This is a genomic window from Methylobacterium oryzae (genome assembly GCF_021398735.1).
Taxonomy (GTDB): Bacteria; Pseudomonadota; Alphaproteobacteria; order Rhizobiales; family Beijerinckiaceae; genus Methylobacterium.
This window is the reverse complement of record NZ_CP090349.1, coordinates 665,220-678,572: the sequence shown is the minus strand read 5'-3', so window position 1 is coordinate 678,572 and position 13,353 is coordinate 665,220. Positions and strand designations below refer to the sequence as shown.

9 protein-coding genes are annotated in these 13,353 nt (G+C 64.5%); 1 reads left to right on the top strand and 8 read right to left on the bottom strand.

Annotated features, from left to right (window positions below):
• Window positions 1-658: 658 nt before the first annotated feature.
• Complete coding sequence (locus tag LXM90_RS03205) at window positions 659-883, bottom strand: hypothetical protein (protein WP_020091235.1); 225 nt, start codon at window positions 881-883, stop codon at window positions 659-661.
• Window positions 884-1,039: 156 nt separating this feature from the next.
• Window positions 1,040-1,798, bottom strand: a complete 759-nt coding sequence (locus LXM90_RS03200; protein WP_020091236.1) for a sugar transferase — start codon at window positions 1,796-1,798, stop codon at window positions 1,040-1,042.
• 1,192 nt (window positions 1,799-2,990) lie between these two features.
• On the opposite strand from LXM90_RS03200, the gene LXM90_RS03195 reads away from it, so the two are divergent.
• The gene (locus tag LXM90_RS03195) at window positions 2,991-4,136 is read left to right on the top strand and encodes a glycosyltransferase (RefSeq protein ID WP_020091237.1); all 1,146 of its coding nucleotides are present in this window, start codon (window positions 2,991-2,993) and stop codon (window positions 4,134-4,136) included.
• 118 nt (window positions 4,137-4,254) lie between these two features.
• Here the strand turns inward: LXM90_RS03195 and LXM90_RS03190 are convergent, their stop codons facing one another.
• From LXM90_RS03190 to LXM90_RS03165, 6 genes are all read right to left on the bottom strand, one after another.
• Window positions 4,255-5,598 (bottom strand): FAD-dependent oxidoreductase, encoded by a 1,344-nt coding sequence (locus LXM90_RS03190; protein ID WP_026604634.1) that lies wholly within the window; start codon window positions 5,596-5,598, stop codon window positions 4,255-4,257.
• 564 nt (window positions 5,599-6,162) lie between these two features.
• A complete protein-coding gene (locus tag LXM90_RS03185) occupies window positions 6,163-7,638 on the bottom strand; it encodes an O-antigen ligase family protein (protein ID WP_020091239.1) in 1,476 nt (491 codons plus the stop codon).
• Window positions 7,639-7,788: 150 nt separating this feature from the next.
• Window positions 7,789-9,147, bottom strand: coding sequence for a polysaccharide biosynthesis/export family protein (locus LXM90_RS03180; protein WP_026604635.1), 1,359 nt, complete (start codon window positions 9,145-9,147; stop codon window positions 7,789-7,791).
• Between the two features lie 279 nt (window positions 9,148-9,426).
• On the bottom strand, window positions 9,427-10,842 hold the full coding sequence (locus tag LXM90_RS03175) for a lipopolysaccharide biosynthesis protein (RefSeq protein ID WP_020091242.1): 1,416 nt from the start codon (window positions 10,840-10,842) through the stop codon (window positions 9,427-9,429).
• 244 nt (window positions 10,843-11,086) lie between these two features.
• Window positions 11,087-12,148, bottom strand: a complete 1,062-nt coding sequence (locus LXM90_RS03170) for a glycosyltransferase family 4 protein (RefSeq protein ID WP_020091243.1) — start codon at window positions 12,146-12,148, stop codon at window positions 11,087-11,089.
• Window positions 12,149-12,330: 182 nt separating this feature from the next.
• Entirely contained in the window at window positions 12,331-13,353 is a 1,023-nt protein-coding gene (locus tag LXM90_RS03165; RefSeq protein ID WP_020091244.1) for a glycosyltransferase family 2 protein, read from the bottom strand.

The following is a 13,353-nucleotide window of genomic DNA, read 5'->3' as shown; positions in this document are numbered from 1 at the left end:
ACATCTCTATGATACGACACCGAAGAATCTCAACATAAAATAGATTACGCCGAACAGCGTTACACCTGCAGCAACCCAGATAAAGACCAGCAACCATCGATCAAAATATGCGACATCGCAGTCGGCGTATTCTGTGGCGCAGGGAACGCAGTATGCGTTGGAGATCTCCACCTTTGCCCCGCACGTTTGGCAGGCACCGACCGAGAGGGAGCGCTCGCTGGCGGTCATCCTGCGCGTGCGCGGCGGCCAGCCAAAGTGCCAGCGCCGAATGGCAGCCCCTGCCTCCGAGAACCTCATACAAGCACTCGCCACTCGATATGGGCAAATGACATCTGATCCCGTTCGGGATCCATCACGTCTGTCAATTTTCAGAATAGTCAATAGCGCTACTTCATAGCGTTAATATTGTCAATCTCGACCTGATGAAGCTCCCACAACCGGCGCCGCGGCTCCGAGTTCGGTATGCTCCGGACATAACCGGCCTGCGTGCCCGAGAGGTGGGCGGTGAACGGACGCTCAGATGCGCGTTCAGCGTGGCATCACGCTCACCGGAGCTCGGACGGCTGGAGGCCGCGTCGCGGGTCCGTCGGCGGATGACGTATCACGACAGGCCGCTCGAGCCCGGCGAATGCTCGACTGTGACGATGCTGCGCTCGGCTCAGAGCCGCTTCGCAGCGGTGGTCCGATCGCGCAGGATCGAGCGCGCGGCCCGGCACCACAGTCGAGTCGGTAGCCAGTACAGCGCTCTCACCGCACCGAGAGCCGCCACGATCGGCACGAACGCGTGCGCCAGCAGATCGAGGATGACGCCAGGCGGCTCATCCGCCTCGATCCGATCGTACCAGATCGGATCCTCGTGCCGGTACGGGTCTCGTTCGGTCATCGCTGGCACCCGCCACAATCCGATCCGGCCCTCATCTGTCGGACCAGCAGAGTGCTGCCCCGAACCGGATCTGGGAGCGCGGTTCGTGCTGCGCCGTCGCGCAGGGCCAGAGCACGCCGCGCCCCGGCGCGGGGCGGCTCGGGGACCACCCGCGCCTCATCGGCTCCCGCGCTGCGCCAGAACCGCGGGAACCGTGCGCAGCATGATGGCGAGATCCCGGTGCAAGGTCCACCGGGTGGCATAGTCCAGATCCAGCGCGACGCGCTCGGCATAGGTCGTGTCGGAGCGGCCCGAGACCTGCCACAGCCCCGTCACGCCCGGCGGCACGGCGAAACAGGTGGGGAATGCCCGCCCGTAGCGGGCGACTTCGGCCGGCACGATCGGGCGCGGACCGACCAAGCTCATCTCGCCGCGCAGCACATTCCAGAGCTGCGGCAGCTCGTCGAGCGAGGTCTTGCGCAGCACGTAGCCGACGGCGGTGACGCGCGGGTCGTCGCTGAGCTTGTGCGTCGCCGCCCACTCGGCCCGGGCCAGAGGATTGGCGGCCAGATGGGCCGCCAGAACAGCGTCGCCATTCGTCACCATGGAGCGGAACTTCAGGCACCCGAAGCGGCGACCGTCCCGGCCCACCCGCATGTGGCGGAAGATCGGCGCCTTGCGATCACCGGCATACACGAGGGCGGCGATCAGGATCAGCAACGGCAGCAAGAGGAAGAGGGCCGTGGCCGCCACCGTGATGTCGAGCCCGCGCTTGGCCGCCCAACCCAACCGCAGGCCGCGCGCCACGAACGGCGCCGTTGGCAGAACGGCCTCCGCGACAGCCTCCGCGGCATCGCCCACTTGGTCCGCCAGCTCGACACCGTACTGCGGCGCACGCAAGGCAGGCTGAAGCGGTGGGCCGACGTCGCGCAGCATGTTCTGGCTCCTCGTGACGGCAGGTGGCCGCCAGGCGCAGCAACGGTTAATCAATTGTTAACGACGGGATATCAAATCATCGCGCCTGTTTCAAGCTTAACCGTACCCTAAATGTCAGTATATTTTCCGCCCAAAAATGCAAGAATAGATTTCGATCCCGCAGGATGAAGCACAGTGGCACCGGGCCTCTGCCTCTCGACCCAGACACGAATCCGCCTCGATGCCGCAATCCAAGCAATGTCACGAGACACCGACCTTGGCCGGATGCTCACCCATCATTGTGCACTGCGTCCGTCCGGCCCGAGGAATGCCGCGCGTTCCCACGGTTGATGGTCGAGAGCTGAGCCACTTGCAGCTCTGTGCTTCTCCCGCGCGCGCGGGCCACCCGTCCGGACCGGGACGCTCGCGCATGGGATCGCGGTGCAATGTCCAGACGTCCCGCCGCAGGCATTCCGGGAGATCGCTGCGGCGGCGATCGCCGGGATGTTGCTGAATGGCGCGACGAAATCAATTTCGCGCCGAGGGCGATCATGACAAGGTGCGGGGCGCGCTCTATGGATGGACTTCCGATACAGTACCTCAGGCGCGGTCAGCGGGATGAGACGCGTGCCGGATCGGTGGCATCGGCCGCCGCGCCGCGACGGACCGTGCGTGCGCGGCCCTATTGCGATGCCGCGGGACTAATCCCTATGGCGGCGGGTTCCGCAGCGTGACCCGGATGGGCGAACTCAGTATCCTGCGGATGGCTAAGCGGCATCCAACGTGCAGGAGCGGCCACAATGCCGGAGCCAGTACGGATTGGGGCCACTCATGATGCATGCGCCGAGAGAGAACAGAGTGCCGGGTGGCGCGGCACGCCGGGTGGTCTGCGCCTGTTCGGCCGACGGGTGGGAGCGCGGAGCCTGATGCGGCCCCGGAGCATACCCGCCAAGTCGACCGGGCCTGCCTGCAACGTCCATCCGCAGCGGATGGCGTGAGACCCGTCGATCCCGTCTGAAAGTCATCAATCCCCGCGGCTCCCGAGGCTCGAACCACACAGGTCCAGCCGAAGGCGCACGTTTCCGATCAAGACTGAGAATAGCGCAATCATGGTCCCTTGCCTGTGGAGCAGCTGCCTGCCAGCGACCGATCGGACATCCACCGGGCGACTCGGTGAGAGCTGCGCGGCGATCGGGGAAGCAGGTTCCGAGCGATGAGAGTCGCGATCGTCCATTACTGGCTCATCGGGATGCGCGGCGGCGAGAAGGTCGTCGAGGCGCTCTGCGACCTCTATCCGGAAGCCGACATCTTCACGCACGCCTACGCCCCGCAATCCATGTCGCCGACCATCAGGGCGCACCGGGTCAGGACCTCGTTCATCGGCCGATTGCCGTTCGCGACCAGCCGATACAAATCCTATCTACCCCTGATGCCGATGGCCCTCGAGCAGCTCGATCTGCGGGGATACGATCTGATCATCAGCAGCGAATCGGGTCCGGCGAAGGGGATCATCCCGCCATCCGACGCGCTTCATATCTGTTACTGTCACTCACCGATGCGGTACGTCTGGAACATGTACCACGATTATCGCGAGCGGACGGGGCTGCTCACGCGCCTGCTGATGCCGCCGGTGGCCCATTACGTGCGCAACTGGGACGCGGTCTCGGCGGGCCGGGTCCACGAGTTCATCGCCAACTCGGACACGGTCGCGCGACGCATCGAGACCTACTATCGACGCCAAGCCAAGGTCATCCATCCGCCCGTGGACACGGCGGCCTTCGAGATCGCTCCGGATGGCCAGCGCGGTGACTACCATCTGATGGTCGGCGAAATGGTTCGCTACAAGCGGCCGGAACTGGCGATCCAGGCTTTCAACCGGTTGGGGCAGCCGCTCGTGGTGATCGGCGGCGGCGAGATGCTGCGTGAACTGCGCAGCATGGCCGGTCCGCACATCAAGATCCTCGGGCCGCAGCCCTTCGAGGTCCTGAAACACCACTACGCACGGTGCCAAGCCCTGATCTTCCCCGGAGAAGAGGATTTCGGCATCGTCCCGGTCGAGGCCATGGCGAGCGGACGGCCGGTCGTCGCGTTCGGCAAGGGTGGTGTCACCGAGACGGTCATCGACGGCGTGACCGGCACCTTCTTCCACGAGCAGTCCGTCGACGCGCTGATCGATGCCGTCCAGCGCTGTCGGGCGATCGGGGTGGAGCCAGAGCGCCTCGTCCGCCGCGCAGCCGACTTCGGTGTCGGCCGCTTCGCGGACGAGATCAGCCGTTTCGTCGACGGGGTCCTCGCGCGCGAGCGCTTGGCGGCCCCTCGTCCTCCGCGTGAGCCGAGCCGCGCCTATCTGGTCCAGTGAGACGGCCCCGCGTCGGCGGCCCCGGCCTCCTCGCCGAACCGCCGAGGTCACGACCGAGGCGGGGGAGGCCCCGGTCTCAGAGGGCGGCGCGCGGCGCCCGCCGGCAGAATCGACTCGACTAAGCGTCCGATGTTCTTGTCGGCATCAGGTGAGCCGCCGCGTTGAGCGTCGAAACACGGGCCGTCGGCTGGTAGTCGAAACCGCCCTGTCGTCCGAACGACTCGATCCCGAAGTCGGCGAGTTGGGCGAGCGCGCGCGACACCCGCTCATGGGCCTGCCCGGTGTAGATGGGATAGGCACAGGGCACCACTTGGCTGCCCTCACAAACCAGATCACCGGCGAAGAGCCCGTTCTTGGCGACATGTGCCCGAAAATCCTGCTCGGCGATCGTCACGGAATCGTTCGCGTGGCCAGCGATGACCTCGACTCCAAAATACTCGCGCCCCTCCACCCGACCGTAGAAATCGGAATACATCGTGAGCCGCTTCCAAGCGCCGTCATGCGCGAAGTTGTAGAGGATCGAACAGTCGAAGCCGCGATTCCCGTCGAAGCTGAAATACAGGCTGATCAGCGTTACCGAGGCGAGACCGGGATCCTCTCGGACTCCGCAGAGGGCCAACGCCCGCGCAATGGGGATCGTCGAGATGAGTCGCTGGGCGGTCAAACGGCGGCCACCTGTGCGGACATCGAATTGCGTCCCGCGCCGTGTGATCGATTCGATCCGCTCGCCCAGATGAAAGACCGAACCGCGCTGCCGCAGGGTCCGGGCGGCCACTTCGTAGAGGGCATTGAAGCCTTCGCGGGGTCGCGCCAACTGCCTGTTGGTCGGACCCGGCGCGCGATGCCGGCGGACATAGCGCAACAAGACGCGCGGGCTGGCGTGCTCCTTGATCCAGAGCATCCGCTTCTCGGCAAATTCCAGATCGACCCAGTCGGCCGGAACGCCGAAGAACCGCTTCATGTAGCTCTCGAGGCCGGACCTTCTGAGCAGATAATCACCGATCCAGTAGCGAGCAAACTCCCGCGCATTCCCGATTCTGCGCCGCGCCACGCGCGAGAAAGCGGCCGATAGCACGATCCTGAAGATGCCCCATGGACCGGCCCGGACGATGTCGTCCCGGATCGACAGCGGGTAGGAGGTGACGAAAGCCTGGGGTGTTAGCTTTCCCCACGTCGGCTTGATCGGAACGTAATGTTCCAGCAACTCTGGAAAATACTTCAGCAGCGGCGAATCGTCCTGAAATATTAGACTTCCGATGTCGAATGTATATCCATTGATGGACCGGTCGATATGATTGCCGCCGATATTTTCGAATTCGTCGATGACGGCAATATTTCGACAGCCGAGATCGTGAAGAATTGAAGCCGATACGAGGCCTGTAATACCGGCCCCTAATACGATCGCATCGAAAATCTCGTCTCCCGAGTGCCCATGACAATCGAAGGCTGAAGAAACGGTCATGATTCGCTTTGCATCGGCCACGGCGTCAGGCGATGGAGGACGATGCCGGAGCATGATGGTCGGCCGCGCCGAGCACGATGATCATCGCCGACACTCGAATCAGATCGGAAGTTGCGGATCGATACCATAGGATCAGTTCGGAACCCAGTCATGACTACCGTTAACTGAGCAGAATTTGCAAACACACTATGCGCGCGGACCGAAACATCACCTGACGATCGCACTATGGATCTGTCCCCGTTCTGAACGAGCGGACAGGCGCTCCGCGCCTTGCGGCCGACAGAGGCAGCATTGGCCGCCCTTCAGCAGGGTAAAGTCAACAACGAAAACGACAGATGTCCCATGAGCCATTTGATCAATGGCTTCGAGGCAGTGGATCCACCCAGCATACCTTGAGCGTCCCCCGCGCCCCCGGGCCATTTTCGAGGTCCCTGCACGGCCGTCGCGGCGCGCCGGCGCGGCCCGTGGTTTTGCTCCCGGAGCGGAACACGGAACGGCAGTCCCCGGTGCCGGACGGCAGCAACGCCCAGCCCTCGGTCCGGCCATCGGCCTCCGGGGCCGCCCTCACGTGCCGAGTGATACGTTCTGAGCCGAATGGCGAGCCGGTTCGGCGAGCCGCGACCGTATCGCGACCGCGGCCGGCTCGATCGGAGTTGCGGAGACACCGATACGCCCGACTGGATGACGTGCGGGATAGGCGCAGGCGGTGGCGGCGAAGATGTAGAATATCAAGCCCTGATCGACGGTCGGGCCCGCGATGAGGCTGCCAGGGAGAAGGGACAGGCAGGCGACGCGGCCAGCAGCACGGATGTCGCTCGCGTAGGTCCGCGGCGCTCCGCGCCGAAATCCGAACACCGACGCCAGGAAAAGCACGTAGAAGACGGCTCCGGGAATCCCGACATTCGACAGCACCGCGAGCGGAAAGCTCGATGTGCGATTGGTTCCGAGGCCGACGCCCAGGCCGTTCGAGTCGATGAAGTTCCGCCACGCATAGGCGTTCCAGGCCGAACGCTGAACACCCGAACTCGTCTCGGCTTTGCTCAGGACAAGCGTATCGACGTAATCGTAGATGCGCTCAGCCACGCCGCCGACCGAGAAGGCCAGGAGCACGAGGACGCAGGCGACCAACGGACCCGCGACCACCAGCCAGGCGCTGAAGCGGTCCTGACGACGCGTGCTGCATCGCAGCAACGCGATCGTGTAGAGCATCGGGATCAGCACCGCGGCGCCGACCAGGCCGGTCGAGGAAGTCGACAGGATCACGAACAACAGCGAGATCAACGCCAGAGGTCCCGTCACCAAGGGCTTGCGGCCACAGAGCCACAGCATGCCCGTGAACCCGCAACCTCCCAGTGTCATTCCCGCGAAGGCCGACGCCTCCGGCCAAGCCCCGATGATCCGCCGCATACTGCCGACACTCTCCTCGTCGTGGAACGTGTACTGAGCGTTGCGAATGAATTGCAGGGCCTCCTGCGTGCCCGTTGCCGCCGTGAGGACGTCGATGATGCCGAAACATATGTTGGCAGCCGCGTAGAGGATGAGCGCCTTCGCGAGCGTCTCAATCCCGTTCTTCGAGGATCCGAAAGCGGTGATGATACTGAAACAGACCAGATCACCGATGAGATAGATCGGCTGCGTGAAATTGCTGGATACTGGTCCCAGGGGAACGACGCCGTCGCTCGTGATCAGGTGTGACGACGTTCCCAGCGGCACGATATAGGTCTGCCCCGCGAAGAGCCGCGGCAGGATGTAGCTGCTCGCCACCCCGTAGAGAGTGAGACAGAGAAGCCAGAAACCCGGTTCAGGCAGGCGGAACGAACTCAGGACCTGTGTCGAGATGTTGCGATGGAACAGAGTCGCGATCATCAGGAACACGAGGAAGAGATGCGCCGGCTGCACGTTGGCGCCGCCCAGCAGGAGTGCCGCGGCCGAGCCGAGATTGCAGAACACCACGAAGGCGATCACCACCGATTCCCTGCCGAACAGCAGACAGAACAGGCCGATGACGACCGCGATGGCGCCTATTGGTTCGAAGCTCATGTCAGGCTGATCCAGGCATGATCGACGGCGGAGCGGCGGTGGCACTCAGGCGACGCACCGGCACCCCCGGCGGTCGTGCCGGGCCGGGATCGGGCGATCGCGTCGTCTGGTCACCGCCCGGATCGATGCGACGCGCACGCATCGACCATCTCAGCGATTCGCACTCTCGGTTGGCCGCAGTGGCGCATCCGAAGTGGCCGGACCGCGGCTCACCGGAGCGCCCGATGATCCGGGCCGCGGCGACGGGGACGGCCGCGTCTCCCCGGCCTTGTCGGCCGGCTGGCGCACGAGCGTCACCCGCACGACGTCGCCGGGCTCGACGACGGCCTCCTCGGAGGCGAGCCATGTGCCCGCCTTCACCCCCTGCTTCCGGGTAATCTCGTAGCGCGCGCTCACGGCTTCTGCCGCGTCGTCGGTGCTGCCGACCATCTGAGACTCGGCATCGGCCGCGAGCCGCTCGGCTGTCCGCGCCTTCTCGTCGATCGAGGCGAGCTTCTGACGGGCATCCGCGGCCTCCGACAGAGCTTCGCGGCGGAACCGGGCCTTGAGGTCGATGATGTCGCGCTCGGCGCGCGTGAGGCTCTGCTGAGCGCGCAGCATGGCGACCTGCACGTCGAGTCGGCTGCTCTCGAACGACGCCTGACTCTGCTCCGCAGCCAGCTTGCGCGGCGCGATCGTGAGCCCCTTCGAGACCAGATCGTTGATCAGGCCGAGCTCACCGCGACTGAGCTCGATCTGGCGGTCCAGCGTTTTGGACTTATTATCGAGCGTGCTCATTTCATTTTGAAAGCTGGCGATCGACTGTTCAATCGACTTGATCTCGGCCTTCAGCGCATTCCGACGCGTGTCGAACAGGAGTTGCTCACCGCGGACGGCCTGCTCCGCGTATATCCTGTCCACCGTGCCTTTTAGCTCGCCGCCGAACGCGATCGTCTCCGCGCCGCCGACCTCCGCTTCGAGACGCGCCAGCTTGGCGGCCAAGGCGACCCGCTCCGCGGCCAGATTTCGCAACTCGCCGCGCGTTGTGACCGCGTCGCGCTGGATACTGCGCGGGTCGGTGCCGCGCATCAGTCCCTGAGCCGTGCTGACGGCCTGTAGTACGGTCAGGCCGGGTTGATACTCGTACTTGCCGGGCTGCTGGACCGCACCGATGATGTAGAAGGGACGGTAGGTCGCGACTTCGACCGATGCCGCGGGCTTCTCCGCGAGATCGGCGACCTGTTTCAGAGCGACACCGATGGCGTTCGCGAGATCGATCGGCGTGCCGCCCGCCGCCTTGATCTGGCCGATCAGTGGCATGGACACGGTTCCGTCCGCCGCAACGACGAACTGACCGTTCAGTGCCGTCCACGAGTACGCTTCGCCTGTGTTGCGACGCAAATCATAGACGCGGATCGTCAGATGATCCTGAGGGCCGAGCAGATATCGACCGGCTTCGTCGGCGGCCGCATTCGCGTGCGGGCTGCCGAACAGCAGGACGCACGCCGCCGCAACTAGACGCAGACGCATCAAATTCTCCCCGACCAGAGCCAAATCTTGAGTATAAGTCTGCGCGCTGCGATCGCCCTACGGTATCCCTAGCACAGAATCCCGAAGGCCACATCGAAAGGTAGCAGACGCCGCCAAGTTAGCCAAGATTTAACGACCCGAGGTCTGTCTTGCGGCCGCTGCTCATCCGAGCCGTTGAAGTGAGCGCGGCCAAAATTATACCCTCCGCAATCTCGTGGATCAGCCCGCTGGCGGCTGTAAGTTCTGCGTTCTTCGCCGCTGGCCCTCGCGCGACCGGCCTCATGGACGCAGGGTCCGCAGGCGGAATCCGAGCAGCAGCATGCTCACGCCGTAAGCCGCCGCGCCGCCGAGGATCAGGGCCGCGAGAAGCCCGGCCGAGCCGATATCCAGGCGGCTCAAGGCGGCCCGCAGCGCGAGGACGGCGGCCGCCATCACCGCGCACGAGAGGGCAATCTGCCAGAGATTACGGATCTGCCCCGCCACACCGGCACCGACGAGACGCCGCGCGTAGATCGCGCTGATCAGGAAGTGAAACAGGGCCGTGGCAAGGCGCGCGTAGATCATCATCATCACGCCGCCGAGATAGAATCCCAGTGTCATGCTCAAGACCTTCGCCACCGACTCGAGGAGCGTGATCTTGAGCATCACGTTCGGCTCGTCCATCGCGAGGCAGAGCGTTGAGACAGGTTGGTAATAGGCGGTGAACATGACGGCCAGCGACAGCCATCGCAGATAGGGTGCCGCGGAAATCCATTGCGCACCGAGGATGACGCTCACGATCTGGTCGGCGGTCAGTGCGATGCCCACGCCAGCCGGGAGCGCGATGATCATCGTGAGTCGAGCCGCCTTCAGGAAGGCGGCTCGTAAGCGGAGGCGGTCATCGGCCATCGTCGCGAACGCGGCCATGACCGGCCGCATAGCCGGACCGATGACGCTCTGGGTCGGGAGGACGGAGAAATCGCTCGCCACCCCGTAGCGGCCGAGTACGGCCTTGTCGACGTGGTAACCGAGGAACATGCGATCGAACTGCCAACTGAAGGCAGCGAGGATCTGTGAGGATGTGAACCAGCCTGTGAACGCCGAGAAGGCACTCAGCCGCGCCAGGGAGAGCCCCGGTCGGTAAGGCGCCAGCACGTAGGACAGGATGGTCGGCAGGATCGCGGATGCAGCCGGGTTGATCACCAGGGCCCAGTAGCCGGCTCCCAAGTAGAGAGACCCGATCGAGATCAGGGCCGCGGCCACTTTTCCGGAAAAATCCGCGAGAAACGACGCACGGAAGTCGATCTTGCGGAACAGGTGTACCATGGCCGGGCTGTAGAGGCTTCGCGCGATCGGCGCCGACGCGAGCGCGAGCGTGATGGGGATCAGTCGGACATCGTCGTAGATGTGGGCGACCGGCCAAGCGGCGGCCATCATCAGGACGGCGATGACCCCGCCCCGGAGAAGGCCCAGCGTGAATGCAGTATCCAGATGCGACTTCTCGATCTTCTGCAGACGCAACAGGGCCTGAACCAGCGGGATCTCGAGGATCATCTCGACGATCGAGATCAGGGACGCGGCGATGGCCGTCAGGCCGAAATCGGCGGGCGACAGGATCCGTGCGAGGACGAGCAGCGTGCCGAGATCGATCGCGCGCGCGGAGATCCGCGCGGCGACACTCCATCCGGCGCCGCGCAGCGTCTTAGAGGCGAGCATGAACGTGTCCCACGGAGGACTGACCGGCGCCACACCGGCCCGGAACGACGTCGTGCCTCGTGGTCACGACATGGATCCGGATCTGAGCAACATGGCGATTCCGATCCTGACACGCTCTGCAAGGCAGTCCTGAACCAGCATCCGGCGGCGGCATCAATCTAGCTAATTTGGTCAGCTTGCGATCGAGCCGCGCCCGCGGTGCGTTGTGGGAGCCGTGTCCGGGTTCCGCGCACCGGGACGCGCATCACCCCGCGAGGCCGGCAGCGCGCCGATAGACGGTCAAGGTCTCGTCGGCCACCCGTGCGATCCGCAGGTGATCCAAGTTGATCTGGCTCTTCGCTCTCAAAGCGCCCAGGGCGCTCGGATCGGTCGTGAGCGTGATCAGCGCCTGCGCAAGCTTGTCCGGATCGTTTGCCGGGACCAGAATGCCCGCCCTTCCCCCGTCGAGCAGCTCGGGAATCCCGTCGACGTCGGTGCCGACGATCGCGCAGCCCGCCTCCCGGGCTTCGGAGAGCACGAGCGGTGCCGGATCGGCGTGGGACGGGAGCACGAAGATGTCGGCGCCCAGCATCCAGCGGTACGGATCGTCCCGCGGCCCGGCGAAGGTAATGGCATCCGTGCAGGCCAGCGTGCGCGCGGTCTGCTCGTAGGCGTCCCGGTGAGGACCGCCGCCGACGACGTAGAGCCGCATGGCGCGATTGTGGGGGAACGCCTTGTCGAAGGCCTGCAGCAGATCGGGCAATCCCTTCCGGGGATGCAGGCCTCCGACGAAGACGATGGCGGGATGATCCAGAGCCTGCGGTTCCTCGGACCGACCGCGCATGCGGGCTGAGCCGATGGTCCCGTTGAGCACGACGTCGATGCGGGAAGCCGCGATGCCGCGCTTCCGCATCGACGCGGCGACCGCACCGCTCACAGCGATGACCCTGGTCCCAAGGCCCATGAGGACGGCCCCCTTCTCGAACTCATTGTGGACGGTCGTCACGAGGGGAACGCGCAGCAGCTTGCAGGTCGGCCAAGCCAGCACGGCGCTGGTCATCATATGGGCGTGGACGACATCGGGACGCCAACGCCGGAGCACACCGCCACATCCGAGGAACGACGTCAGGATCCGGGCCGGCGTGCGCGCGTGGCTCGCGAAGATCGATTCGACGCCGTTGGACCGGAGCAGCGCATCGAAATCCCCACCCTGACTGGCAATCGCGACCCGGTGTCCGGCCTGCGCCTGTTGGCACGCGAGATCGACGGCCGCGTGGACATGGCCGTTCAGTCGGCGCGTGTGATTCAGCAGATGGAGAATACGCATGACTTACGAGCGCTCGTGTCGGATCCGAGCCCCGGCCTGCGCTGGACTCCATGCAAGCCGCGGCGCCGATTAGGCGGGAGATACGACCCTGGCCGAACAGGAGAGCCGCCACATATTCCGGAGCCATCTAGGTGTAAAAGCGCGACCGGGCGCAACAGAAAAATCCGGCGCATTACTGATTTTCAACAATGCCCCGCACCGATCGTGGCGCGCAGGATCTGTCGGACCGGCCGGCGCTTGGGCGAGAAGCGGAAGGCGAGCAATGCCTGCGCACAGCGAACGGGCGCGAGAAACGTCGCGACGACGAAGAGCGCATTCGCCATTTTCCACTTCAGGGAACGCGGCTCGATCAGGACAGATCTGATCAGGCCCAGGAACGGCCTGCCACCGTACCGGACACCCCGGAGGATCGCCATGCAGAACTTGAGGAACTGAAAATAGTATGTCTGCTCTGGCTCGACGAGGGAGACCCCGGGACGCCAGTCGTGAAGAAGACCGCGCAGATGCCTCAGACGTGACTGGAAACGCTGAAGATCCCGCTCGACGGTGGCCGCCTGCGGGACGCGGCCCAGACCGGAGTCATTGCGGCCATGGACACGGTAGAGCCCGAGACTTTCGGAAAGGCTGACGATCTCGCCCATGAACGGGGCAGCCAACAGGATCACGCCATCGACAGCTTGGTCGTACGCGCATTGATGGAGCAGATCGCAGACATCGCGGCGGAAGACATTCCCGGACGTGGGCGGCGTCTGGTAGACGCCTGAGCGCAGGATGTCGCCGACAGTCCTGTCCTGCCCGCGGAACGCGCCGAGAGCGGGGTATGGGTCCGCCAGGATCGCCCCCGTCGAGTCGACGCATCTCAGACAGAACTGAAGTTTGGCGACAGTCGGATCTAGTTCCGCGAGAATACGGTCGAGAGCACCCGGCAGAAGCTCGTCGTCCGCGTCGAGGAAGAGCAGAAACGGGGCAGAAGTCTTGGCCAATCCGTACAGGCAGGCCGCCCTCTGACCGCCGTTCGGGATCCGGAATGCCGCGACGCCGGACCGCTGGATAATCGACCATGAGTCATCCGTCGATCCATCGTCTATCACGACGATCTCACAAGAATCGTTGTGCTGGTCGACGACACTCTGAATCGCTTTATCGACAAAACTTTCGTAGTTGAAACATGTAATAATGACTGCGAGCTTAGGATCCTTGACCAC